Annotated in this window: 24 protein-coding genes and 1 pseudogene; 18 read left to right on the forward strand and 7 right to left on the reverse strand. The window is 61.7% G+C overall.

Annotated features, from left to right (window positions below; genetic code table 11):
- Positions 1-73 precede the first annotated feature (73 nt).
- Genes ABIE28_RS20150 through ABIE28_RS20165 form a run of 4 tightly spaced genes read left to right on the forward strand, consistent with a single transcriptional unit; the run spans position 74 to position 3,786 of the window.
- Positions 74-1,135, forward strand: coding sequence for an aldo/keto reductase (locus ABIE28_RS20150; RefSeq protein WP_354066102.1), 1,062 nt, complete (start codon positions 74-76; stop codon positions 1,133-1,135).
- A complete protein-coding gene (locus ABIE28_RS20155) occupies positions 1,128-1,811 on the forward strand; it encodes a fumarylacetoacetate hydrolase family protein (protein WP_354066104.1) in 684 nt (227 codons plus the stop codon). The genes ABIE28_RS20150 and ABIE28_RS20155 overlap by 8 nt, the downstream gene beginning before the upstream one ends.
- Complete coding sequence (locus tag ABIE28_RS20160; RefSeq protein ID WP_354066106.1) at positions 1,811-2,899, forward strand: ATP-dependent DNA helicase; 1,089 nt, start codon at positions 1,811-1,813, stop codon at positions 2,897-2,899. Before ABIE28_RS20155 ends, ABIE28_RS20160 begins: the two co-directional genes overlap by 1 nt.
- The gene (locus ABIE28_RS20165; protein WP_354066108.1) at positions 2,896-3,786 is read left to right on the forward strand and encodes a transglutaminase family protein; all 891 of its coding nucleotides are present in this window, start codon (positions 2,896-2,898) and stop codon (positions 3,784-3,786) included. The genes ABIE28_RS20160 and ABIE28_RS20165 overlap by 4 nt, the downstream gene beginning before the upstream one ends.
- A gap of 13 nt (positions 3,787-3,799) precedes the next feature.
- Here ABIE28_RS20165 and ABIE28_RS20170 read toward each other — a convergent pair whose 3' ends face one another.
- Positions 3,800-4,639, reverse strand: a complete 840-nt coding sequence (locus ABIE28_RS20170; RefSeq protein WP_354066110.1) for a transglutaminase-like domain-containing protein — start codon at positions 4,637-4,639, stop codon at positions 3,800-3,802.
- A 236-nt stretch (positions 4,640-4,875) separates the two neighbouring features.
- On the opposite strand from ABIE28_RS20170, the pseudogene ABIE28_RS20175 reads away from it, so the two are divergent.
- The 3 genes and pseudogenes from ABIE28_RS20175 to ABIE28_RS20185 form a co-directional block, all read left to right on the forward strand.
- A pseudogene (locus ABIE28_RS20175) lies at positions 4,876-6,657 on the forward strand (cation:proton antiporter domain-containing protein); the annotation flags it as partial.
- Positions 6,658-7,375: 718 nt separating this feature from the next.
- Positions 7,376-7,804 carry an RrF2 family transcriptional regulator gene (locus tag ABIE28_RS20180; protein ID WP_354066112.1) on the forward strand — a complete coding sequence of 143 codons (429 nt, stop codon included), beginning with the start codon at positions 7,376-7,378 and terminating at the stop codon, positions 7,802-7,804.
- Positions 7,801-8,172 carry a GFA family protein gene (locus ABIE28_RS20185; protein WP_354066114.1) on the forward strand — a complete coding sequence of 124 codons (372 nt, stop codon included), beginning with the start codon at positions 7,801-7,803 and terminating at the stop codon, positions 8,170-8,172. The genes ABIE28_RS20180 and ABIE28_RS20185 overlap by 4 nt, the downstream gene beginning before the upstream one ends.
- Here ABIE28_RS20185 and purU read toward each other — a convergent pair whose 3' ends face one another.
- The 5 genes from purU to ABIE28_RS20210 form a co-directional block, all read right to left on the reverse strand.
- Positions 8,173-9,027, reverse strand: a complete 855-nt coding sequence (purU, locus tag ABIE28_RS20190; protein WP_354066116.1) for a formyltetrahydrofolate deformylase — start codon at positions 9,025-9,027, stop codon at positions 8,173-8,175.
- Positions 9,028-9,358: 331 nt separating this feature from the next.
- Positions 9,359-10,168, reverse strand: coding sequence for an ABC transporter permease subunit (locus ABIE28_RS20195; RefSeq protein WP_354066118.1), 810 nt, complete (start codon positions 10,166-10,168; stop codon positions 9,359-9,361).
- 1 nt (position 10,169) lies between these two features.
- Positions 10,170-11,120 (reverse strand): ABC transporter permease subunit, encoded by a 951-nt coding sequence (locus tag ABIE28_RS20200; protein ID WP_354066120.1) that lies wholly within the window; start codon positions 11,118-11,120, stop codon positions 10,170-10,172.
- Complete coding sequence (locus ABIE28_RS20205; RefSeq protein WP_354066122.1) at positions 11,117-12,259, reverse strand: ABC transporter ATP-binding protein; 1,143 nt, start codon at positions 12,257-12,259, stop codon at positions 11,117-11,119. Before ABIE28_RS20205 ends, ABIE28_RS20200 begins: the two co-directional genes overlap by 4 nt.
- Positions 12,260-12,315: 56 nt before the next feature.
- Positions 12,316-13,407, reverse strand: a complete 1,092-nt coding sequence (locus ABIE28_RS20210; RefSeq protein ID WP_354066124.1) for a polyamine ABC transporter substrate-binding protein — start codon at positions 13,405-13,407, stop codon at positions 12,316-12,318.
- Positions 13,408-13,812: 405 nt separating this feature from the next.
- Here ABIE28_RS20210 and ABIE28_RS20215 point away from each other — a divergent pair, with 405 nt between their 5' ends.
- The 4 genes from ABIE28_RS20215 to ABIE28_RS20230 all read left to right on the forward strand — a co-directional run bounded on the left by ABIE28_RS20215 (position 13,813) and on the right by ABIE28_RS20230 (position 16,600).
- A complete protein-coding gene (locus tag ABIE28_RS20215) occupies positions 13,813-14,796 on the forward strand; it encodes a pseudouridine-5'-phosphate glycosidase (protein ID WP_502913417.1) in 984 nt (327 codons plus the stop codon).
- On the forward strand, positions 14,793-15,677 hold the full coding sequence (locus ABIE28_RS20220) for a carbohydrate kinase family protein (protein ID WP_354066128.1): 885 nt from the start codon (positions 14,793-14,795) through the stop codon (positions 15,675-15,677). The genes ABIE28_RS20215 and ABIE28_RS20220 overlap by 4 nt, the downstream gene beginning before the upstream one ends.
- A 63-nt stretch (positions 15,678-15,740) precedes the next feature.
- Positions 15,741-16,241 (forward strand): hypothetical protein, encoded by a 501-nt coding sequence (locus ABIE28_RS20225; protein WP_354066130.1) that lies wholly within the window; start codon positions 15,741-15,743, stop codon positions 16,239-16,241.
- 2 nt (positions 16,242-16,243) lie between these two features.
- Complete coding sequence (locus ABIE28_RS20230; protein WP_354066487.1) at positions 16,244-16,600, forward strand: DUF1304 domain-containing protein; 357 nt, start codon at positions 16,244-16,246, stop codon at positions 16,598-16,600.
- A gap of 151 nt (positions 16,601-16,751) precedes the next feature.
- Here the strand turns inward: ABIE28_RS20230 and ABIE28_RS20235 are convergent, their stop codons facing one another.
- Positions 16,752-18,146 carry a M20/M25/M40 family metallo-hydrolase gene (locus tag ABIE28_RS20235; protein ID WP_354066132.1) on the reverse strand — a complete coding sequence of 465 codons (1,395 nt, stop codon included), beginning with the start codon at positions 18,144-18,146 and terminating at the stop codon, positions 16,752-16,754.
- 124 nt (positions 18,147-18,270) lie between these two features.
- Between ABIE28_RS20235 and ABIE28_RS20240 the strand changes: the two genes are divergently transcribed.
- From ABIE28_RS20240 to ABIE28_RS20270, 7 genes are all read left to right on the forward strand, one after another.
- Positions 18,271-19,056, forward strand: coding sequence for a FadR/GntR family transcriptional regulator (locus ABIE28_RS20240; RefSeq protein ID WP_354066134.1), 786 nt, complete (start codon positions 18,271-18,273; stop codon positions 19,054-19,056).
- A gap of 98 nt (positions 19,057-19,154) precedes the next feature.
- Positions 19,155-20,321 carry an ABC transporter substrate-binding protein gene (locus ABIE28_RS20245; protein WP_354066136.1) on the forward strand — a complete coding sequence of 389 codons (1,167 nt, stop codon included), beginning with the start codon at positions 19,155-19,157 and terminating at the stop codon, positions 20,319-20,321.
- 169 nt (positions 20,322-20,490) lie between these two features.
- Positions 20,491-21,354, forward strand: coding sequence for a branched-chain amino acid ABC transporter permease (locus ABIE28_RS20250; RefSeq protein WP_354066138.1), 864 nt, complete (start codon positions 20,491-20,493; stop codon positions 21,352-21,354).
- Positions 21,355-21,389: 35 nt separating this feature from the next.
- Positions 21,390-22,328, forward strand: a complete 939-nt coding sequence (locus tag ABIE28_RS20255) for a branched-chain amino acid ABC transporter permease (protein WP_502913444.1) — start codon at positions 21,390-21,392, stop codon at positions 22,326-22,328.
- Entirely contained in the window at positions 22,325-23,086 is a 762-nt protein-coding gene (locus ABIE28_RS20260; RefSeq protein WP_354066142.1) for an ABC transporter ATP-binding protein, read from the forward strand. Before ABIE28_RS20255 ends, ABIE28_RS20260 begins: the two co-directional genes overlap by 4 nt.
- On the forward strand, positions 23,067-23,777 hold the full coding sequence (locus ABIE28_RS20265; protein ID WP_354066144.1) for an ABC transporter ATP-binding protein: 711 nt from the start codon (positions 23,067-23,069) through the stop codon (positions 23,775-23,777). Before ABIE28_RS20260 ends, ABIE28_RS20265 begins: the two co-directional genes overlap by 20 nt.
- 149 nt (positions 23,778-23,926) lie before the next feature.
- The gene (locus tag ABIE28_RS20270; protein ID WP_354066146.1) at positions 23,927-25,027 is read left to right on the forward strand and encodes a hypothetical protein; all 1,101 of its coding nucleotides are present in this window, start codon (positions 23,927-23,929) and stop codon (positions 25,025-25,027) included.
- Positions 25,028-25,051: the final 24 nt, after the last annotated feature.

Consider the following 25,051-nt stretch of genomic DNA (forward strand, 5'->3'; position numbering starts at 1 on the left):
AGGAAGCGATGAACATTGACCCGACTCTCAATGCGCTTTAGCCCTATCCGGACAAGAACAAAGGCGGAATGGTATGGAATACCGTTATCTCGGACGCTCGGGTCTCAAGGTTTCGACGCTGACCATGGGCACCATGACCTTTGGCGGATCGGAAAAGGTCGGCCATACCGAACAGACTGACGCCACCCGCCAGGTTGATCTGTGCCTTGATGCCGGGATCAATCTGTTCGACACGGCAAACGTCTATAACGCTGGTGTCTCCGAGGAGATGCTGGGCGCGGCCCTGTCGCAAAACGGCCGCCGCCAGAAGGCGCTTGTCGCGACCAAGGTCCGGTTCAAGATGGGCGAGGGCCCCAATGAAATTGGCCTGTCGCGCCATCACATCATCGCGCAGTGTCATGCGAGCCTGAAGCGCCTCAAGACCGATGTGATCGATCTTTATCAGGTGCATGAATGGGACGGCATGACGCCCATCGAAGAGACCATGGAAGCGCTCGATACTTTGGTGCGCCATGGCCATGTTCGCTATATCGGCTGCTCGAACTATTCGGGCTGGCACATCATGAAGGCGCTGGCCGCCGCTGACAGCCGCCACAACCAGCGCTTTGTCTCCCAGCAGATCCACTACACGCTGCATTCGCGCGAAGCCGAGTATGAACTGGTGCCGATCAGCCAGGACCAAGGGCTGGGCATGTTGATCTGGTCGCCACTCGCCGGTGGCCTGCTCTCGGGCAAATACCGTCGCAATGGTGGGCCAGAGACGGGCCGCCATGTGGGCGGGCATCGCGAGCCGCCGGTTTATGATTGGGAAAAGCTTTACGACATCGTCGATGTCGTGGTGGCCATTGCCGAGGAGCGTGGCGTGTCCGGCGCGCAAGTCTCGCTGGCCTGGTTGCTTGGGCGTCCGGGCGTGACCTCCGTCATCATTGGCGGGCGGACCGACCAGCAGTTTGCCGACAACCTCAGGGCCGCCAATTTCAAGCTCAGCGATGGCGAACGCGCGCGGCTTGATGCGGTCAGCCAGCCGCCACTGATCTATCCTTACTGGCACCAGACCTTTACGGCCAATGACCGGTTGGGGCCGGCTGATCGTGACCTGCTCACCCCCTACGTGGAAGACTTCAAGCGTGGCTGATTTTCTGTTCGAGCCGCATGCTCCCGTGAGCATTCCTATTGCGCGCGGTGGCCTGTTTGCCGTGCGCCGCGTCTATTGCGTTGGCCGCAACTATGCCGAGCACATTCGCGAAATGGGCAATGACACGCGCGATCCGCCGTTCTTTTTTGCCAAGCCCGCCGATGCGGTCGTGGTGGGTGGCGCGGGCATCCCATACCCGCCTCAGACCGAAGATCTGCACCACGAGGTCGAACTCGTCGTGGCTATTGGCGTCGACGGCAGCGACATCGCGGTCAAAGACGCGCTGAGCCACGTCTACGGCTATGCCGTCGGGCTCGACATGACGCGGCGCGATCTGCAGGCCGACGCCAAAAAGGCCGGTCGTCCTTGGGAAATGGCCAAGGCCTTCGATTTTTCAGCGCCCATCGGCACCATCGAACCCGCCAGCGCCATCGGCCATCCGGACAAAGGCGCTATCACGCTTTTGGTCAACGGCGCCGAACGGCAGCGTGGCGATCTGGGCGACCAGATCTGGAATGTCAGCGAAGCCATCGCCTATCTCTCCCAGTTCGTCACCCTCAAGGCAGGCGATCTTATCATGACGGGTACCCCGGCCGGTGTCGGTGCGGTGGTGCGCGGCGATGTGCTTGAAGGCAGCATTGCCGGTGTCGGTAGCGTCAGGACTTCGATTATCTGATGACAGTCTGGTCTCCCCAGCAGGACGCAGCGCTCAAAGCGGTGTCCGATTGGCTCAAGGATCGCAATGGTCCGCAGGTGTTCCGGCTGTTCGGCTGGGCGGGCACGGGCAAGTCGACGCTTGCCGTGCATCTGGCGCAGGATGTGCGCAGCGTCAAGTTTGCGGCCTTTACCGGCAAGGCGGCCCTGGTCATGCGCAAGCGCGGCTGCAAGGGCGCGCAGACCATCCATAGCCTGATCTATACGCTTGTCAGCGAGAAGGAAGGCGAGCCGCGCTTCGTGCTCGATGACGAAAGCCCGGCCGCCGATGCTGATCTCATCGTCATCGACGAAGTCTCGATGGTCGATGAGCAGTTGGGCCGCGATCTGCTGAGCTTTGGCGTCAAGGTGCTGGTGCTGGGCGATCCGTTCCAGCTCCCGCCGGTGCAGGGCGCTGGCTTTTTCACTGCCGACGAACCCGATATCATGCTGACCGAAATCCATCGGCAGGCCGCGGATAACCCGATCATTCACCTTTCGATGCAGGTGCGTGAAGGCGGTTACCTCGAGCGTGGCAGCTATGGGGAATCCATCGTCGTCGGGCGCGAGAATGTCGATCGCAATGCTGTGCTCGAAGCCGATCAGGTGCTGGTCGGCCGCAACAAGACGCGGCTGCAATACAATGACCGATTGCGCGAGCTGAAGGGCTTGCCCTTCCATGAGCCGGTGCTGGGCGACCGCATGGTTTGCCTGCGCAACAATCCGCGCAAGAAGCTGCTCAACGGCCAAATCTGGATCGTCACCGAAGCCACGCGCCGCACCAATGGCAAGTGGTCGCTGCTGCTCGGCGCCGACGAAGGCAAGGGCGAGGCCAAAGTTCTGACCCACAAGGCGTTCTTCTCGGGCGAAGAAGACGCGATGAGTTGGCCGGAACGACGCCAGTTTGATGAGTTCACCTTTGGCTATTGCCTGACTGTCCACAAGGCGCAGGGCAGCCAGTGGGACAATGTCTATTTATTTGACGAAAGCTTCGTGTTCCGCGAGGAGCGCGCGCGCTGGCTTTATACCGGCATCACCCGCGCCGCCGAAAAGATCACGGTCGTCTCGTGACCCTGCTCTCGGTACGGCACGAGACCGTCTATCGCTATGCGCGGCCGGTCAAATTTGGCGATCACCGCATGCTGGTGCGTCCGCGCGACAGCGCCGAGCAGACGCTGGAATCGTTCAAGCTGCACATCACGCCCGAACCGGCCCATATCCGTTGGATTCACGACGTGTTCGGCAATGGCATCGCCATCGCAGAATTCGGCAATGAAGCCGAGGAGCTGCGCATCGTCGCCTCGATGGTGCTCGACCACGAACGTCCGCCGCTGCCGACGTTTGAAATCGACCAGCGCGCCCGCAACTACCCGTTCGACTATGGCGATGTCGATGTCATCGACCTGACACCGACGCGGCGTCGCCAGTTCCCCGAGGAAACCGAGGTGGATGACTGGGCGCGCCAGTTCATCAACAAGCAGGGCGCAACGGATACGGCCGTGATGCTGATGGACATGACCCATGGCATCAAGGCGCAGTTCAACTATCTGCGTCGGCCTGATCCGGGCACGCAGCGACCCGCAACAACGCTCTCAAGCGGGCAGGGCACCTGCCGCGATTTTGCGCTGCTGATGATCGAGGCGGTGCGTTCGCTGGGTTTGGCGGCACGCTTTGTCACCGGCTATCTCTATTCGCCAAGCCGCGAAGACAGCCATCAGGGCGGCGGCGCGACCCATGCCTGGTGTCAGGTCTATCTGCCGGGCGCGGGTTGGGTCGAGTTCGATCCGACCAATGGCATTATCGGCACGCGCGACCTGATCCGGGTTGGGGTCGCCCGTGAGCCACGACAGGCCATCCCGATTTCGGGGACCTTTGTGGGCAATAAATCGGACTATCTCGGCATGAGCGTCGACGTCGTCGTCGAACGCGTGATCAGCCCGCAGGATGGAATGGGCTGATAGCGGTCGAATCTCAATTCCGCGAAACGCTGACCGCGTCCGTGGTCCATTCTTGCCGGATATCGCCATCCAGTGCGTCGCTCCATACCCGGATCGGCAGTGGATTGACCGCGCCATAGATGGTGGCAAAGGCCGTGTCGGCGGCGTCGCGACCGCAGCCGATCCGCACCATGCCGTCGAGCGCCGCCATGCGGGTGGCATCGAACAGATACCAGCGATCCCCGAGATAGGCCTCGAACACCGCGTGGAAATCCTGCGGCACGAGTTGCCAGGCGTAACAGCTGACAAAGCGCGCCGGGATACCCAGAGCACGGCAGAAGGTGATGCCGAGATGGGCGAAGTCGCGGCACACGCCAGCGCGCATCGAGAACGTGTCGGCGGCGGTGGTGGTCGTGTCACTGGTGCCGAACAGGTAATCGACCTCGGCATTGATCCAGTTGCAGATTTCGGTGACGCGACCGAAACCGGGCGCAATGCCGCCGAACTGGCGATTGGCAAAGCGCGCCAACTGGTCTGAGGGGCAATAGCGCGAAGGATTGAGGAATGGCAGCGTTTCGAGCGGCAGTTTGGCGACCGGCACTTCGTTGATGGTGCCGGGCTGGCTGTGCAGCGCGTCGAGCTCGATCTGAGCTTCGTAGCGGATCTGCAGCAGGCCTGGCGCTGCCGTCAGGCGCAGATAGCGGTTGCCGGTTTCCTCGGCGGTTTTTTCATCGCTATCCTGGAAAGGCGTGATGGTCAGCTTTTCGCCGATAATGTGCTGGCGTCCGCCGCCCATGGCCTCGATATTGAAGATCAGCGTCGCGCCGCCATCGAAAACTTCGTAGCCGATTTCGCACCCGACCGATAACTGCATAGGCTGCCCCTTGATGTTGGGTCGACAACACGCCCGCAGGCGAGAAGTTCCTCTCGCTGCGGCGGGTCAGTGACCATGCCGGTTTAGCCGGTGCTGGTGACAAAATGAAATCTTGGCGCCAAGCTGGCCTAATTGCTGACATTTCTGCCAGTCAGAGTGCTTGCGCATCTTTAGAACCTACACCATCTTGGCGATAGAGATGAGCGAAATTTCATAACAGTGATGCCGGAGGCATGATGCACCACGACACCCCCCTGATCACAACGATCGTCGCGGGTCTGGTGCTGGCATATATCTTCGGCATGATCGCCAATCGGTTCAAACTGCCGCCGCTGGTGGGCTATCTGTTTGCCGGTATTCTGGTTGGTCCGCACACACCCGGTTTTGTTGCAGATCAGGCGCTGGGCGCCGAGCTGGCCGAACTTGGCGTGATCCTCCTGATGTTTGGCGTGGGCCTGCATTTTTCGCTCAAGGACCTGATGAGCGTCCGCGCCTTGGCTATTCCGGGCGCGCTGGTGCAGATCGCGTTTGCCACCTTGCTCGGGCTTGGCCTTGCCATGTTGATGGGCTGGGGCATTGGCGCGGGCCTGTTGTTCGGCCTCGCGCTGTCGGTTGCGTCAACCGTGGTGCTGCTCAAAGCTTTGCAGGATCGACGGCTGATCGACACCGAACGCGGGCGCATTGCGGTTGGCTGGCTTATTGTTGAAGACCTGGCCATGGTGTTGGCACTGGTTCTAGTGCCCGCCATTGCCAGCCTTTATGGCACCGATACGGGCGTGCACGACCCGTTCGTCTCGTTCGTTGAACGCATCATCAATGGCCCGGTCGGCATCTGGGGCGTTTTGGGGCTGACCATCGTCAAGGTCGCCGCCTTTGTCGGCTTTATGCTGATCGTCGGCCGCCGCATCATTCCATGGGGCCTGCACGCCACGGCCCATACCGGCTCGCGTGAACTGTTCCGGCTGGCGGTGCTAGCCATTGCGCTCGGCGTTGCTTTGGGTTCGGCAGTGCTGTTCGGCGTATCGCTGGCGCTGGGGGCGTTCTTTGCCGGCATGATCCTCAGCGAGAGCGAGCTATCGCACCGTGCGGCGCAGGAAACCCTGCCGCTGCGCGACGCTTTTGCCGTTCTGTTCTTCGTCTCTGTCGGCATGCTGTTTGACCCGATGATCATCGTCACCAATCCGCTGCCGGTGCTGGGCACGGTGTTCATCATCGTCATCGGCAAGTCACTGGCGGCCTTTGGCATCGTGCTGCTGTTCAAGCGACCGGTGGCGACGGCGTTGACCATTTCTGCGTCGCTGGCGCAGATCGGCGAGTTTTCCTTTATTCTCGCCAGCATGGGCGTGGCTTTGGCCATTCTTCCGCCGGAAGGGCAGGACCTGATCCTTGCCGGTGCGCTGATTTCCATCGTGCTCAATCCGCTGGTGTTCTGGGGCGTCGATCTGGTCAAACCGCGCTTTGAAGCCCGCGTCGCACAGCGCCGGGCCGCCCGCGCCGAGCATGATGGCGTGCGCATCGAACCAACCGATCGCGTTGAGGCTTCTGTGGGTCCGATCACTTCCGATGCGCCCAATGATCCAGCCATCATCGTGGATGGCGCGATTGACGATGACACCATCGAGCCAACCAAGCTGACCGATCACACGGTGCTGGTGGGCTATGGGCAGGTCGGTCGCATCATCGCCGATGGCCTACAGGCGGCAGGTGCACCGCTGCTGGTCATCGAGGATTCCGACAACGACGTGGCCGCCGCCCGCGAGGCCGGGCTTGAAGTGTTGTTCGGCAATGCCGCCAGCATCGATGTGCTCAAGCTTGCCAATCTGCAGCACGCCCGCTCGCTGATGGTCGCCATTTCCAATGGCTTTGAAGCGGGCACCGTTTGCGAATCCGGTCGCAAGCTCAATCCGGGCATCCGCATCATCACCCGTGCCTATTCTGAAGATGAGGACACCCATCTGCGCTCGCTGGGCGCCAATATCGTCATCCGTGGCGAGCGCGAAATCGGCATGGGCATGCTGGCCTATGCGCGCGGAGAAGGTGCGCCCGCTGTGGTCCCTGTCGATGTTCCGCCCGAGCCAAAACTGCCACCTGCAGAGAACGTGCTGGCCAAGGCGGCCGCGCTGCCCGTCGTTGCCGAAGTGGTGAAAGCCGTCGTGGTCGAAGAGCCGGTTGTCCTCGAGGTGGTTGAGGGCAATGTCAGCGAGACCCTGATCGAACTGCCAGGGCCGACTGCTGAGGCGGTACTCGATAGCGTTGAAGCTATTCCAGAGGTTGAAGGCGACATTGCTGAAACCGAAGCTGCAGAACTGAAGCAGCAGGAAGCGGATCAAATCAGCGAGGGCGGCATCGCGCCGCCAGCAGAAGACATTGCTGCAGAGGAAGCGGCGGTCGCCGAGGGCTCGACTGCGGAAGACGCCGAGCTGAAACAGCAGGAAGCGGATCAGGTTAGCGAGGGCAGTATTGCGCCCCCTGCCGAAGACATTCCGGCGGATGAAGCGGCGAGTGTCGAAAGCCCGGCAGAGGCCGATACCGAGTTGAAGCAGCAGGAATCCGACGAAATCAGCGAGGGTGGTATCGCGCCGCCAGCCGCGGATGTTGAGGCTGAGGAAAAGCCGGCTGCGCGGATAGTGCCGCTCGTGGTGCCTGAGCCCAAGGGTTAGGCGCTTGCCATAGAGCGGCGGGTGCGGATAGGTCATTGCCGGACATGGAATTTGTCCGTTGGGAATGGTTGGGTAGATGATCTCGCAGAAAGCCAAATACGCCTTGCGTGCGCTGGTTTCCCTCGCGCGCACCGGCCGCGGTCACACCATGATGATCGGCGAGATTTCCAAGGAACAGGCAATCCCCAAGAAATTCCTCGAACAGATCCTGCTTGAGCTGAAACGCGCCGGCTTCGTCGCCAGCCGTCGCGGTCGGGCCGGGGGCTATGAGCTGCTCAAGGACCCCGAGCACATCATGTATGGCGAGGTGTTGCGGCTGATCGACGGGCCCATCGCGCCGCTGCCCTGCCTCTCCAAGATCGCCTACCGGAAATGCGAAGATTGCCGCGAGGAAGCGGCCTGCGAAATCCGCCACGTGTTTGAGCGGGTGACGCTGGCCACGCGCGAAGTGCTGGACCAGACCAGCCTTGCGGCTTCGCTCCGTCTAGAGGATCTGGCGATTTGACGAAGACGTATGAAGGCGGTTGCCTGTGTGGCGCGATCCGGTTTGTCGCGACCGGTGCACCAGCCAATCCACACAATTGCTCATGCCGGTACTGCCAGCAGCATAGCGGTGCCGTCAGTTTGCCCTGGGTCGAGTTTGCGCGTGACAACGTGCAATGGACCGGCAGTGGCGGGATGCCCGCGACCTACCGGTCGTCGGACTATTCCAGCCGGGCCTTTTGCCGCGACTGCGGCAGTTCCATCGGCGCGATTGACGACGAGCCCACTGTGGCGCTGCTCGTCGGCATTTTCGATGATCCAACGGCCGCCGAACTCGCGCCGACCAGCCATTCCTTTGAGGATGGCTTGCCGGATTGGGCGCGTCAGTAACTAGCCGAAGACAACCGTCTTGCGACCGTTCAGCATCACCCGGCTTTCGAGGTGCAGCTTGACGGCGCGGGCCAGCACGCGGCTTTCGATGTCCCGGCCAGCGGCCACCAGATCGTCGGGGCTCATGGCATGAGTCACGCGGGCAGTTTCCTGCTCGATGATCGGACCTTCATCAAGATCAGGCGTCACATAGTGTGCCGTCGCACCGATGATCTTGACGCCACGCTCATGGGCCTGATGGTAAGGCTTGGCGCCCTTGAAACTCGGCAGGAACGAGTGGTGGATGTTGATCACCTGCCCGAACAGGCGGGTCGACAGGTTGTCGCTCAGCACCTGCATATAGCGGGCCAGCACCACCAGATCGGCGCCGGTCTGCTTGATGATGCCCAGAACCTGTTCTTCCTGTTGCGCCTTGGTGTCCTTGGTCACGGGCAGCAGGTGGAAGGGGATATTGGCGTCTTCGGCGATCTTTTTGGCGTCTGCATGGTTGGAGATGACGGCGGCGACCTCGGCGTCGAGCCAGCCGACGCGGATCTGATAGAGCAGATGCAGCAGTGTGTGGTCGAACTTGGAGACCAGGATGACGATGCGCTTCTTGCGGTTCTGGTCGGCCAGATCGGTCTTCATCGAAAAGCGTTCGATGGGCGACTTGAGCGCGCGCTCGATGGTGCTGCGCTCCATGCCATCGGGGGCGGTGAAGGCGAGGCGCATGAAGAATCGGCCGGTTTCGCGATCCCAGAACTGGTTGGATTCAGCGATATTGGCGCCCAGCGCGGCCAGTTCCGTGGTGACGGCTGCGACGATGCCGGGGCGGTCGGCGCAGGACAGGGTCAGGACAAAATTGGCCGAGGACATGGGTGGGCGGCTCCAGATAGACGATGCGTCATGCGGACAGCCGCATAACCTTGGCCAGCGGTATCAAGGGCTTGGGCGGTCACGTCAAGACCAATAAAAAGGGCCGCCCCCTATAGGACGGCCCTTCCTGAGTTTCGTCGGCCTCGAGTGCCGCGGAGGTGGGTGCTAGCCGAGATCACTCCCGATCAGCACAACAAATCCAAGACCTTCTTCGAGAACCAAAACCTCATAAGACACTGGGATCACCTCCTTCACGTTGGTTGAACATGACACGAGCATGACAGATTTTTGAATCTGCGCAACTGCCGGTCAATCACAATTTTCGTGAAGGCTAGGCGCGCGCCTTTTTTGGGCGCGAGCGCAGCTGGATGATGGTGGCCGCCAAAACGCCCAGCGCCACGATACCGATGATGATGGTGGCGAGCGCATTGACGTCTGGCGAAACGCCGAGGCGGATCTTGGAGAAGATCACCATGGGGAGGGTCGATGAGCCCGGACCCGATACGAAGCTGGCGATAACCAGATCGTCGAGCGACAACGTAAAGCCGAGCAACCAGCCCGAAACCAGCGCCGGAGCGATGATGGGCAGGGTGATGTCAAAGAAGGTGCGGACAGGGCTGGCACCTAGGTCCATGGCTGCTTCTTCAAGGCTGCGGTCAAAGTCGGACAGGCGCGACTGCACCACGACGCAGACATAGGCCATGCAGAAGGTGGAGTGCGCGATGATGATGGTGACGATGCCACGCCCTGCCGGCCAGCCCAGCATGCTCTCCATGGCCACAAACAGCAGCAGCAGCGACAGACCGGTGATGACGTCCGGCATGACCAGCGGCGCCGAGACCATGCCGGCGAACGCTGTGCGCCCACGGAAGCGGCGGAAGCGGACCAGAGCGATGGCCGCCAGCGTGCCCAGTACCAGCGCGATGGTGGCACTGACGGCCGCGATCTGCAGGCTCAGCCAGGCGGCGCCCAGCATCTGCGGATCGCTGAACAGTTCGCCATACCACTTGGTCGAAAAGCCCGACCAGACGGTAACCAGTCGGCTTTCGTTGAACGAAAACACCACCAGCGACACGATGGGCGCATAGAGGAACGTAAAGCCAAGGGCCGCTGCGATAGGGAGGAACCAGCCACGACGCATGTTACTTCTCCACCACAGCGTTTTGAGCGCGCTGCAACAACATGATGGGGATGACGACGACCACCAGCATGGCGATCGCCACGGCAGCGGCACGCGGCCAGTTGGTGTTGGTGAAGAACTCGTCCCACAGCACGCGCCCGATCATCAGCGTACCCGGTCCGCCCAGAAGCGATGGGATGACGAACTCGCCAATGGCTGGGATGAACACCAGCATGGACCCGGCGATCAGGCCAGGCATCGACAGCGGCAGCGTCACCGACAGGAAGGTGCGTACGGGGCGCGCGCCAAGATCGGCCGAGGCTTCGAGCAGGGAGGAATCGAGTTTCACCAGCGTCGTATAGAGCGGCAGGATCATGAAGGGCAGATAGGTATAGACGATGCCGACATAGACCGCGAAATCGGTCTGCATCATCACCAGCGGCTCGATACCGAACAGGCCCAGGAACTGGTTGATGACGCCATTGCCACGCATGAAGCCGGTCAGCGCATAGACGCGCAGCAGGAACGAGGTCCAGAACGGCAGGATGACCAGCATCAGCAAAATATTGCGCCACTGATCGGGCGCCCGAGCAATGGCATAGGCCATCGGGTAGCCGATCAGGAGCGTAATGACGGTCGATATAAAGGCGATGCGGATCGAGGATAGATAGGCCGCGACATAGAGATTGTCGCTGAACAGGCGCAGGTAATTGGACAGATGCAACGTCAACTGCACCGTGCCGTCTTCGGTGGTCAGTAGCGGCGAATAGGGCGGACGACCGAACTGCTTGGTGCTGAGCGAAATGCCAAACACCACGGCAAGCGGAATAAGAAAAAACACCAGCAGCCAAACCACCGGCGCGAGCAGCACCAGTGCCCGGCCGGAAATGCCGACCTTGGCCAGACCGCGCTCGACCACGCGCCAGGGGCGCAGGCGGCGAGGGGGTGGCAGATTGGTCTGCAGCGCGCTCATATCGTCAGCACCGAACCGGCGTCGTCGCTCCAGCTGGCATAGACGGTTTCGTCCCAGGTGATGGCGTCGGGATTGCCGCGCACGGTATTGGTCTGGGTGACGCGCAGCCGCTTGCCGCTTTCGAGCAGTATTTGATAGACGCTCATGTCGCCGAGATAGCCGATTTCTTCGACCAGACCTCGGGTGATATTGGCGTCGCCTTCCGGCTTTTCGCGGCTGAGCTGGATCTTTTCGGGACGGATGGCGACCCACAGGATCTGGTCCGGTGCGCAGTCGACGCCGTGGCCGACAAAGATATCGCAGCCCAATTCGGCCGAGCGAATGCGGACATGGTCCGGCTCGTCCTCGATCACGACGCCTTCGGCCATGTTGACCGAGCCGATGAAGCCGGCGACGAATTTGGAGTTAGGGAATTCGTAAATGTCGGTGGGCTCGCCGATCATGGCGATTTCGCCCTGGTTCATTACGCCGATACGGGTGGCGAGGCTCATCGCCTCTTCCTGATCGTGGGTCACCACGATGAAGGTCACGCCCAGCGTTTCCTGAATCTTGACCAGCTCGAACTGGGTTTCTTCGCGCAGCTTCTTGTCGAGCGCGCCAAGCGGTTCATCGAGCAGCAGCAATTTTGGACGCTTGGCCAGCGAGCGGGCCAGTGCCACGCGCTGGCGCTGACCACCCGATAGCTGATGCGGCTTGCGCTTGCCGTAGTCCTGCAGTTTCACCAGCGTCAGCAGCTCGGCGACGCGGTCGGCGATCTCGCCCTTGGGCAGGTGATCGCGCTTGAGGCCATAGGCGATGTTTTGTTCCACATTCATATGCGGGAACAGCGCATAGGACTGAAACATCATGTTGACGGGGCGGTTATAGGGCGCGACCGCCGTCATGTCCTGCCCGTCGATTTCGATGGAGCCGCTGGTGGGCTGTTCAAAGCCGGCCAGCATGCGCAGCAGCGTCGACTTGCCCGAGCCCGAACCGCCCAGCAGGCAGAACAGCTCGCTCTTATAGATATCAAGCGACACATCGCTCACGGCAAAGACGTCACCGAATTTCTTGGTGACGTTCTTGATGCGCACGAAGGGCTTGGCTGCGGGATCGCGCCAGGGCCGAGTGTCGATTGCGAGCTGGGGTTTCTTGGCCATGACGAACTCTGCAAAAAGGCTGAGGGGCGGCTGATGCCGCCCCTTGGGTCATTCTCTTAGTGGCCCGTTTTGATGCGGGTCCACGTGCGGGTCAAGAGTTCTTCGAAGTCCGGGCTGTGCGCGGTCAGAGCGAAGGCCTTGGCCAGGGTCTCGGCTGGCGGATAGATGCCGGGGTTGTTCTTGACTTCGTCAGCCACAAACTCGGTCGCCTTGAGGTTGGGGTTTGCGTAGAACACGTAGTCGGTGATCGCCGCCACAACTTCTGGCTCAAGGATGTAGTTGATGAAGGTGTGGGCATTTTCCGGATGCGGTGCGTCAGCCGGGATGGCCAGGAAGTCGATCAGCGTAGCAGCGCCTTCCTTGGGGATCAGATAGCCCACTTCAACGCCGTGACCGGCAGCAGCGGCTGCGTCCGAAGCGATGAACACGTCACCCGAATAGCCGAGCGCCAAGCACGTTTCGCCATTGCCCAGATCGTCGATGTACTGGCTGGAATGGAAGTAGCGGATATAGGGCTTGACCGAGGTCAGCAGCGTTTCGGCCTTGAGCAGGTCTTCGCCATTTTCCGAATTGGGGTCGAGGCCCAGATAGTTCAGCGCAATGCCGATGACTTCCGATGGGCTATCGAGCACCGAGATGCCGCATGACGCGAGCTTTTCAGCCAGTTCTGGCTTGAACAGCAGGTCCCAGCTGTCGATGGGGGTATCTGGGCCAAGCGCGGCCTTTACCTTGGCGACATTGTAGCCGAGGCCGATCGTGTTGATCATGTAGGGCACGGAATGGGCATTGTCGGGGTCGAACTCAGCCGCCGTTGCCATGACGCCTGGATCAAGATTGACCAGGTTTGGCAGCTTGGATTTGTCGAGCTGGAGCAGCAGGCCTGCCATCACCTGACGCTGCAGGAAGTTGCCGGTCGGCACCACGATGTCATAGCCCGAGCTGCCGGCGAGCAGCTTGGCGTCGACGATCTCGTTGTTGTCATAGACGTCGTAATTGACCTTGATGCCGGTCGTCGCCTCGAAATTGGCGATCGTGTCCTCGGCGATATAGTCGGACCAATTGTAGATATTGAGGACTTTCTCCTCCTGGGCCAGTGCCGGGCTGGCAATCACGAGGGCGCCAAGGGCAAGTGCGAGCGACTTGTTCATCTGGATGGTGATCTCCTGTTGGGGAAGGTCTTGTTCTTGTTCGTTGCGACGCCTTGGCGTGGCAATTTCTCGGTGCCGTGCCGTTTGGGCGCGGCGTAGCTCAATCGCGGGCGCTCATCTTGGAGCGTCCGAACGGCAAAACTGGAAAAGCGTGGGGGCTACAGAAATAAAGCGCTCAAAAGCGCTGTGGGACTTGGCTGGACTATGCCCCGAGCGGGGCGCGTATCGGTCGGCGAACCATCGCCGATCAATGATGACCGTGTGCAGCGAAGTGCCCTTTCCCGCCAGAATACGAGTGGACCCTAAAACCAAACGCGGCAGCGGACAAGGGATTTGGCCCATGTTTTTCGGGGACTTGACGCCCTGCGACATGAGGGCGCAAAACGCGCGTCAAACGGGGTGCTCATGGCCCCCTTCAGAACCCCTATAGCGAGCGATCCGATGAGCGCCAAAGCCTACCTTTCCATCAGCCCCGAAGTGAAGCAGGCTCTGGCCGCGGGCAAGCCCGTCGTGGCGCTTGAATCCACCATCATCACCCACGGCATGCCCTATCCGCAGAACCTGGAAATGGCCAACAATGTCGAGGCCGTGATCCGCAAGCACGGCGCTGTTCCCGCAACCATCGCCATCATGGATGGTCGCTTCTGCGTTGGCGTGTCGGGCGAAGACCTCGAGCGTCTGGCCCAGACCGGCGGCAAGGCTGCCAAGGCCAGCCGTCGCGACGTCGCGTCTCTGCTGGTCAAGGGCGAGATCGCTGGCACGACGGTTGCCACGACCATGCAGATCGCTGCGCTTGCCGGGATCCATGTGTTCGCCACCGGCGGTATTGGCGGCGTGCATCGCGGCGCCGAAGATACGTTCGATATTTCGGCTGATCTTGAAGAGCTGAGCCGCACGCCGGTTTGTGTCGTCTGCGCCGGTGCCAAGTCGATCCTTGATATCGCCAAGACGCTCGAAGTGCTCGAGACCAATGGTGTGCCGGTGCTCGGCTACGGCACCGAAGATTTCCCGGCCTTCTGGGCGCGCCAGAGCGGTCACAAGGTCGATCATCGCTTTGACGATGTGGCTGACATTGCCAAGGTCGTGGCCATGCAGGCCGATCTGGGCATGGGTGGCGTGCTCGTTGCCAACCCGATCCCGGAAGCCGATGCGCTCGATCCTGCCGCTATCGAGGCGCGCATTGCCGAAGCCATCGCCGGTGCCGAAGCCGAAGGCGTTTCGCGCAAGGCGCTGACCCCGTTTCTGCTCAAGCGCATTTTTGAGCTCACCGACGGCAAGTCGCTGGTGGCCAATATCGCGCTGGTCGAAAACAACGCCAAGGTTGCAGCCGGGATCGCCGTGGCGCTTGCCGCGCGCAATGCGCCCCAGCCGGCCCTGCGTCGCGCATGAGCGGCAAGGTTCTCGTCGTCGGGGATGTGATGACCGATGTCATCGTCATGCCCGAGGGCCCGATCGTCAAAGGCAGTGACCGGCGCGCCACCGTGCGCAGCCGGCCCGGTGGGTCGGGCGCCAATCAGGCGGTGTGGCTTGGCGCCATGTCGGCCGATGTCGTGTTTGCGGCCCGCGTTGGGGCCAGCGACAAGGCGATGTATGAGAACTACTTCCGCGGGCTTGGCGTCGTGCCGGTGCTCGGGGGAGACAAAGAGCAACCTTCGGGCGTGCTCGTCACCATCGTTGATCCCGATGGCGAGCGCAGCTTCCTGACCGACCGGGGCGCTAATCTCAATTTGTCGGCCGATGATCTGCCGTCCGAAATTTTGGACGATATTGGGCTGGTCATGGTCTCCGGCTATAGCTTTTTTGCGCCCGGCCCACGCGCTGCGGTGCAGGCGCTGTTTGCGCAGGCCAAGGCGCGCGGCATTGCCGTGGCGGTCGATCCCGCTTCGGTGGGGTTTCTGGTCGAAGTGGGCCCGGCGCAGTTCCTCGAATGGACGGCGGGCGCCGATTTCATCTTTTCCAACGAAAGCGAAGCCGAAGCCCTCACGGGCATTACCGGCCATGTCGAACAGACAGCGGCGCTGGGCAAATTGTTCGGCACGGTACTGATCAAGCGCGGTGGACTTGGTGCCGTACTGGGTGGGCGCGACGGGGTGCGGGTCTCGCAGCCGGCGTCTGAAGTCAGCGTCGTTGACTCAACGGGCGCCGGCGATGCCTTTGCGGCAGGTTTTATCTCCGCGCATCTGGCCGGTGAAGACGAAAGCACTGCTTTGGCGCGCGGCATTGCTGCTGGCGCGAAGGCCGTGCAGTCGATTGGTGGCCAGCCCGACTAGCGGCTCGCCTCGCTTTGTTCAAACTCTGCCCGCATGACAGCGGTCCCACGGAGGAATATTTTGATGAATCGTCTCGTTGCCGCCACCGCACTCTGCCTGTCGCTGACCCTGCCAGCCATGGCGGATGGCAAGATCTATGTGCAGTTGCCGGATCTGTCGTCCTATACCGGCAAGCAGGCCGAAGACTTCCTTTATCAGGTCGTTCTGGCCAACGTCGTCGCGTCAAATTGCGAGGGCTATGAGGTGACCGACGAGGAATGGTCGTTGCTGACCGACTCCGCCGATCTGCTGGCCTATGGTCAGCTCAATCTCAATTCCAACAGCTATGACGACGACTATTACAAACCAGCTTTCGATGCGCTCGATGAAGCAACCACCTGCCAGGCAGAAGGCCCGGCCGTCGAAGCCATTCTCGAAGACCTCGAAAGCCATGGTGGTTCGCGCGTCGCGTTGCCCGATCAGGACGCGGCCTATGTTGAATGGCGCGCGCTGATGGATAAACTGCAGGCCCAAGCCAATGGCGAACAGCCTGCCGCGCCAACCGGAAAGACCAAGCAGAAATGATGATCGTCGCCGCCGTTCTCGTCACACTGGTGGCGCTGCTGCACCTTTATATCATGGTGCTGGAGATGTTCTTGTGGGCCAAGCCACGTGGCCTCAAGGCTTTCGGGCTGGCGCCGGAATTTGCGCAGCAGACCAAGGTTCTGGCGGCCAATCAGGGGCTCTATAACGGCTTTCTGGCTGCCGGCCTGCTCTGGGGCGTGCTGCATCCGGCCCGCGAGTTCGGCTGGCAGATCTGCATTTTCTTCCTCGCCTGCGTGGCAGTGGCCGGGATCTACGGTGCCGCAACCTCGAGCCGCAGAATCTTGTTCATCCAGACGGTGCCGGCTGTGATCGCGCTGATCGCGGTGATTTTCGCTTAGCTAATGCTACCTTCGACTGTCCCTCAACCGTCATTGCCCGGCTTGTCCGGGCAATCCATCCATCAGCGAGTGTAGGGACATGGATCACCCGGACAAGCCGGGTGATGACGGTGGAGCCGAAAGTAGTGGCCTATTGCAGGGCGAACGACTACTAGCCCGCAAAGCTCGCCAAGACCCGTACCCAGCTGCGGATGCCGCGGTGGTAGCTGTCGAGATCATACTTCTCGTTGGGCGAGTGGATCTGGTCGTCGATATGGGCAAATCCGATCAAAAGGGTGTCGAGCCCCAGGATCCGCTTGAAGTCGCCCGCGACCGGGATGGAACCACCAGCGCCGGTGATCACCGCCTGCTTGCTCCATTCACCCGAAAGACCCTCAAGTGCCTGACGCAGCTGCACGCCATCGCTTGGGACGGTGATGGCAGGGGAGCCGCCATGGCCGCTGAACTTGACCGAGCAGTCTGCCGGGATCAGCGCTTCGACATGCTTGCGGAACGAGGCGCGGATCTTATCGGGGTCCATGCCCGATACCAGCCGGAAGGAAATCTTGGCGCTGGCCTTGGCCGGAATCACGGTCTTGAAGCCGTCGCCGGTATAGCCGCCGATCATGCCATTGATTTCGCAGGTTGGGCGCGCCCACAGCATTTCGAGCACGCTGCGGCTCTGTTCGCCAGCGGGCACGGACAGACCAGCCTCGCCAAGGAACGCAGCTGAGTCAAAGCCGAGGCCTTCCCACTGCGCTTTCAGCTCAGGGCTGATTTCGGCCACGTCGTCGTAAAAGCCGGGCAGGGTCACCGAACCGTCCGGGGCGCGAAGGCTGGCGATGATTTCGGCCAGCAACTGGTTGGGATTGCGCGCCGCATTGCCGAACATGCCGGAATGGAGGTCCTTGTTGGCACAGGTGATCTCGATTTCTTCAGCCACAAGGCCGCGCAGCATGGTGGTGACCGAAGGCGTCTGGCGATCCCACATGTCGGTGTCGCAGACCAGCGCGATGTCGGCGGCAGCGAGTTCGGCGCGATTGGCCTCCATAAAGGGTGGAAGGTTCTTGCCGCCACTTTCTTCCTCGCCTTCGAGCATCAGAGAAATCTTGATCGGCAGCGAGCCGGTCACGGCCTTCCAGGCGCGGCAGGCTTCGATGAAGGTCATCATCTGGCCTTTGTCATCGGACGCGCCGCGCGCGACGATGATCTTGCGACCATTTGCGTCGGTCTTGAGCTGCGGCTCGAACGGATCGGTGTGCCAGAGGTTCAGCGGATCGACAGGCTGCACGTCGTAGTGCGCATAAAACAGCACGTGTGTCCCCGGCTGGTCTGGGCCGTGCGCCACCACCACGGGATGGCCCGGCGTTGGCCGCGCCTCGGCGGCAAAGCCCAGCCCGTTGAGCTCATCGGCGATCCAGTCCGCAGCGCGCTGACATTCGGCGGCATAGGCGGGGTCGGTGGAGATGGACTTGATGCGCAGGAGCGCATAGAGGCGTTCCAGGCTTTGTTCGAGCCCGGCGTCCACGCTGGCGAGCACGGCATCGAGTGGGGTGGCTGTTGTCATTGGGGCGAATCCTTTTTGCCGCCACCCTCGCCAAACTGGCTGGCGCTGTCCAGCCGCTCAGCCGGCGCGATATTGTAATACTTATGGTGCCGTGATTAGTTCGGGCCGCAAGTGGGGGAGCAGGATGGCCATACGTCACACACCGGGGCACACATCGGGCGAGTTGATCGCTGCGATCGCCGGCCGGGTGCCATCCCGAAACCTGCATTCCATCGTGCTGTGGCAACTGGGCGTCGCCATTGTCGGCGGCGACTATCCAGAAGGCACCATTCTGCCATCCGATACCGAATTGCTGGCGCAGTTTTCCGTGTCTCGCACCGTGTTGCGCGAGGCGCTGAAGACGATTGCCGCCAAGGGCATGATCGAAGCCCGCGCCCGCATCGGCACGCGCGTGCTGCCGCGCCAGCGCTGGAACCTGTTCGATGCCGACGTCTTGGCGTGGCATTTTGAAACTGGCCCGGATGTCGCGCTGTTGCGCAGCCTCTCGGAAATCCGGATTGGCGTTGAAGTGGAATCGGCGGGCCTTGCCGCCACCCGGCGGTCGGACGCGCAGGCCGAGGCGCTGGTCAGCTGCGCCATTCGCATGGGCGAGGCCACCACGCCGGAAGAGTTCGCGCGCACCGATCTCGAATTTCATCGCACCGTCGCCGAAGCCTCGGGCAATCCATTCATGGCCTCGATCAGCGCGCTGGTGGAACTGGCCCTGACGGCGGTCTTCACCATCAGCTCGCCCGTCAAGGACGATAGCGCCATGAGCGCCACAGTCGCCGCACACGGGCGGATTGCTCAGGCGATCCTTGCCGGTGACGCCGAGGATGCACGTGCCGCCATGAAGGCGGTGATCAGCGAAGGCTTTGCCCGCTCCTCTGGCCGGCTTGAGGCAGACCGTCAGCCCGCTTCGGCGCGCTAATATCGCGCGGTGAATTGTTTTGCTGCAGGCGTTATGGTTTGCCAGCAGGGCAGGACGCTCGCCGTGGCGGACGTGCCCAAAACGATCGGAGAATTGTGATGAGCAGGCTGGTTCTGACGATGCTGGCGCTGATGCTGTCGAGCAGCGTGGCGTTCGCCGATACGATCAAGATTGGCGTGGTGGGGCCGTTCTCCGGCCCGGCCGCTTTGCAGGGGCGCAATTTTCAGGCCGGTATCGACGCCTGGCTCGCCGTCAACGGCAACACGATTGACGACGACACGATCGAGATCGTCTATCGCGACCTGCCCGCCGCCGATCCGTCACAGTCAGCTGCGCTGACCCAGGAGCTGATCGTCAGCGAAGGCGTGCAGTATCTGGGCGGCTATTATTACACCCCTGATGCCTTGGCCGCCGCGCCGATCCTTGAGGAGGGCAATGTGCCGATGGTGGTGTTTAATGCCGCCACCTCGGCGCTGGTCAATGCCAGCCCGTTTGTCGTGCGCACGTCGTTCACCACTTGGCAGACCTCGACGCCGATGGCCGCCGTGGCGCGCGAACGCGGTATCGACAAGATCATCACCGTCGTCTCAGACTACGGCCCAGGCGTTGACGCGGAAAATGCCTTCGTCACCGGTTTTACCGCAGCCGGCGGGCAGATCGTTGAATCGCTGCGCATGCCGATGAACACCAACGATTTCAGCCCGATAATGCAGCGCATCAAGGATTCCGGAGCCGAAGCGGTGTTTGCGTTCCTGCCCGCCGGGCCCGCGACGCTCGGTTTCGTGCAGGCCTATGTCGAAAACGGCCTCAAGGACGCCGGCGTTCAGTTGCTGGCGCCTGGCGATCTGGCGCAGGAGCCCGACCTTGCCGCGCTAGGCGATAATGCGCTGGGCCTGCTCACCACATTCCACTACGCGGTCAGCCACGACTCGCCGGAAAACGCCGCCTTCGTCAAAGCTGCCACCACTGCCATCGGCAATGCCGAGCAGCTGAGCTTTCCCGCCGTCGGCGCCTATGACGGGATGTATGTCATCTCCAAAATGATCGAAGCCACCGGCGGCAAGCAGGATGCCGCAACCGCCGTCGAAGCCGTCAAAGGCCTGAGCTGGATCAGCCCGCGCGGTCCTGTTTCGATCAACCCCGAGAACCGCCACATCACGCAGAACATCTATCTGCGCGAAGTGGCGTTCGAGGATGGCGAATACATCAACAAGGAAATCCAGACGTTCGAAAACCAGGGCGACCCGGGCTGGAAAGCGCCGTAGGGGAACATTGGGGATGGGCACGCTTGCCTCACCTCGAACCCAGTACTGTCCTCGGGCTTGACCCGAGAACCTCTCATCGGTCGTGCCGTGTTGCGAGTGGCCCTCGGAGCAAGTCCGAGGGCAGCGCGGCGGTTTAATCTGGCCTTAGCTCAAGCCGAAAGTTTGCCGCTTGCCCACCATTCTCTCCATCGCCGCTGATGCCCTGGCCTACGGCATGGTGCTGTTTGTCATTTCGATTGGCCTCAGCGTCACGATGGGGCTGATGAAGGTGGTCAACCTTGCCCATGGCGCCTTCGCCATGATCGGCGGCTATATCGCTTCTTATGTCACCCAGCAAATGGGCCTGCCCTTCGGCGTGGCCATTCTCGCGGCAGTGCTCGGCACGGTGCTGATCGCTATCCCACTGGAGCGGTTCCTGTATCGCCGCATCTATGGTGCGCGCGATCTGACGCAGGTGCTGATGACCATCGGCATTACCTTCGTCATCATCGGCGTCGCCAATTTTGTCATGGGCCCGAGCCTCAAGACCATCGCTTTGCCGAGCGAGTTACAGGCCCCGGTCGATCTCGGCTTCCGCACTATCGCGGCGCATAAACTGTTCGCGGTGGCCGTCGGCGTCGTGGTCGCGGGGGCGTTGTGGTTCATTATCGAGCGTACGCCATTTGGGGTGCGTCTGCGCGCGTCGGTCGATGACGCGGCAATGGCCGGGGCTCTCGGTGTCAAAACCAAATGGGTCTATGCCGTCAGCTTTGCCCTCGCTATCGGGCTTGCCGCACTGGGTGGCGTCGTGGGCGCACAATTGCTGCCCATCGAGCCATACTATGCCATGCATTACATGGTGACGTTTCTCGTCGTTGTATCGGTCGGCGGGGCCGGGTCGATCACCGGCGCGCTGGTTGCCGCGCTGCTGCTCGGTGCCGTGCAGACCACCGGGCGCTACCTGATGCCCGAATATGGCGAGTTCTTCTTTTATCTCGCGGTGATCGCCATCGTCTGCGTGTTCCCCAATGGCCTGATGGGGCGGTTTAAATGAGCACGGTCTCAAAGGCAAGGCCCGTCGTACAGGACATGATCGCGGTGCTGATCCTTGCCGGCATTGCCGTGGTGCTGTTCTTCCTCTTTCCCACCAATCTGGCATTACTGACCCGCATCATTGCGATGATGCTGCTGGTGCTGTCGCTTGATCTGGTCACTGGCTATTCGGGCGTCGCGACGCTGGGCCATGCGACGGTGTTCGGGGCGGGCGCCTATGCCGCGGGCATCTTTGCCGCCAAGTTCGGCGTCACCGATCCGCTGCTGATGTTGGCCATCGGCGCCTTGGCTGGTGCTATTGCGGGTGCGCTCTCCAGCCTCGTCATCCTGCGCGGCCATGGCCTCAGCCAGTTGGTGCTGTCCATTGCCGTGGTGTCGCTGGCCCATGAGGCGGCCAACAAGCTGTCGCAATGGACCGGCGGCAGCGATGGCCTTTCCGGCATTTTGCCGTCGCCGCTCTTTGGCGTGTTCCGCTTTGACCTGTTCGGCCGCACGGCATTCATCATGGCGGTGGTGCTGCTGCTCGCGGTGTTTGTCGGGCTTCGCATCATCGTCCGCTCGCCCTTTGGCATGCTGTGTCGCGGCATCAAGCAGGACCCGGTCCGCGTGCGGGCCATGGGCGCGCCGGTCTATGCCACGCTGGTCAAGATGTACGCCATTGCGGGCGCCGTCGCGGGCCTGGGGGGCGCGCTATCGGCTATCGCCACCAAGGTCGTCGGGCTCGATAGCCTGTCTTTTACCACCTCGGCGGAAGCGCTGGTCATGCTGGTGCTGGGCGGGGCGGGCAGATTGTTCGGTGCCATGCTCGGCACGCTGGCCTTCGTCTGGTTCGAAGATCGCGTCTCGGCCATCAATCCATTCCACTGGCTGACCATCGTCGGCGTCCTGCTGGTCGTCGTCGTGCTGTTCGCGCCCAAGGGGCTGGTGGGCGCTATCGAAGCGATCTGGCAGCGGTTGCGGAGGGCGCGGCCATGAGCGTCTTCGACGTCCGCAATCTCCGCAAGAGCTTCGGTGGCCTCGCTGTCGCCGACGATGTGTCACTGGTGCTCAACAAGGGTGACCGGACGGCGCTGATCGGCCCGAACGGCGCAGGCAAGACCACGCTGGTCAATCTCGTCACCGGGCTGGACAGACCCGATGCCGGATCGGTGTTTCTCGACGGCCACGACATCACCACCGCCTCCCCGTCGTCGCGGGTCAAGCATGGGCTGGTGCGCAGCTTTCAGGTGACGCGGCTATTTTCCGAGATGACACCGGAGGAACATGTGGCGCTCGGCATTTTGCAGCGCATGGGTAAGGCGGGGCGCATGTTCGCCGACTATCGTCGTATGCCCGAGGTGGTGGCTGAAACGGCCGACATTCTAGGCCTGCTTAATCTGACGCACCTCGCTCTGGTGCCTGTCAGCGCCATCGCGTATGGCCAGCAGCGTCTGCTCGAAATCGCCTTGGCCATGGCCCTGCGGCCCAAAGTGCTGCTGCTCGATGAACCGGCCGCGGGCGTGCCGAGTTCCGATATCGCGCTTATTGAAAATGCGCTGGCGCAGCTCCCACCAGATCTGGCCGTTCTGATGATCGAGCATGACATGGATTTCGTGTTCCGTTTTGCCCGCCGCGTCATCGTTCTGGCGGCTGGTACGATCATTTTCGATGGCACGCCGAGCGAGGTGTCCAAGGACGCGCGGGTGCGCGAGGCCTATCTGGGGAGCTATGGCGATGACCGCAGCATCGCTTAACGTCTCGGGCCTATGCGCTGGCTACGGCCAGACGCGCATTCTCGACGAGGTGAGTTTTGTCGTTCCGGCCGGTGGACGCCTCGCCGTACTCGGCCGCAACGGCATGGGCAAAACGACATTGTTCGCGACCATCGCCGGACAGACCAAGCTCCATGGTGGCAGTGTCAAACTGGATGGGCAGGAGTTGACCCGGCTCGACGGTTCGGCCCGAGCCTTGGCCGGTGTGGGCTATGTGCCACAGAGCCGGGCGATCTTTAAATCGCTGACTGTCGAAGAGAACCTCTTCGTCGGGCTCAAGGACCGGCCCAAATCGGCCATCGAAGAAGCCTATGTGATCTTTCCGCGATTGCGGGATCGGCGCAAAAATCTCGGCTCGCAACTATCGGGCGGCGAGCAGCAGATGCTGACCACCGCGCGCACCATTCTGGGCCAGCCGCGCGTGCTGTTGCTCGATGAGCCGCTCGAGGGGCTGGCGCCGGTGATCTGCGAAGAACTGATGGCTGCCTTTGATCAGCTGGCGGGCAGCAAGACCATGACGATCCTGCTGATCGAGCAGCGCATCAAGGCCGCGCTCGCCTTCGCCGATAGCGTGCTGATCATGGAGCGCGGCCGAGTCGCATGGTCGGGAACACCTGCTGACCTCGCCGCACAGCCTGAGACGGTCGAGCATCTGCTGGGCGTAGGACATTGATCCCAACAGTCCGAAAGTGCTGCTGCATTTTCGCCACAACTTGGCAAAGCTCTGCGGTGGCGAGGAAAATTGCGCAGGATACTGGTGGCGTTCGGTCAAATGGCGGCTAAACGAATTGGTCACCGTTCCCCCCAACGAGCCCCGTTCCCATGGCCTTTCCAGATCTCAACCTGCCCAGTCGTCCGCTCGCCATCGCACGCGGCTCCGTTTCTCCGCCCTATGGCAACATTTTCGGACTGCTGGTCTTTCTGGTCATCGCCGGGTTTTTGGTGTGGTGGCAGGGGCCGGGCCTTGTCCGCGACGTACAGATCAATCAAAACCCGCAGGTTCTGAGCAAGGGCCAGGTGCTCGATGGCGAATGCACCACGCGCCGCGGCATCACCGATTGCGATGCGCGGCTGGTCTACAATTACAACGGCGTGGACTACGACACGACAGTCTCCATCGTCTTTGTCGATTTATCGAGCGGCGACTATCTGGCCGACGTGGTCATCTCCAAGGACAAGCCGGAGTTGGCGACGCTGACGCTGGCGCTCGACATGCTGTGGAACCGCCTGATCGTCTTCGCGCTGTTGCTGCTGTTCACCGGCGGCGGGGCGAGTGTGATTATCGTCCACGGTATTCGCGTCTGGAACGTCAATCGCGCGGTGACCACACCCGGCAGGCTGACAGTGCTGCCCGTCTCCATCGCCGCTAATGACAAGAAGCGTGGGGGTTTGCTGGTGAACTTTATCGATCACCCCAAGGGTCCCAAGTCCAACCGCACCAACTACACGCGTTTCAAGTCCGGCGAAGAACCGCTGCTGGCGACAGATGCCGATGGCCTGATGTATGGTCTGGCCGTGCAGCACGAGCGTGCCGCCCTGCCAATCCTTTTGGATAGCAAGCTGATGCGGCTCGACATGACCGATGCCGAGCGCAAGGTGGCGCTGGCTGGGCTCGGCGAAACGCAGGTTCCATGGTCCGAATTTCAGGTCGCCACGAAAGCGCCAGCCCAAAAGAAGCGCAATCCCCTGCGCGTGCTGATGGGCCTGCTCATTGCCATCGTGCTGATTGCTGCGCTGGTTATGGGGTACTGGCTTTGGTACGTGACCAGCGCTGGCAATGCTTTTGACGCCGTCGGTATCGAGCTCAACAACATGATGCCTGGCCCGGTCAATGCGTGGGGCTGCGAACAGCTGCAAGCCCGCTTCGGCGATGAACGCGCGCCGTTTGGCTGCACGGCCGACGACTATACCAGCTGGCGCTAATGCGCCTCCGTCGTCAGACGAGCG

Origin of the sequence: Devosia sp. 2618 (assembly GCF_040546815.1) — a bacterium.
GTDB lineage: Bacteria > Pseudomonadota > Alphaproteobacteria > Rhizobiales > Devosiaceae > Devosia.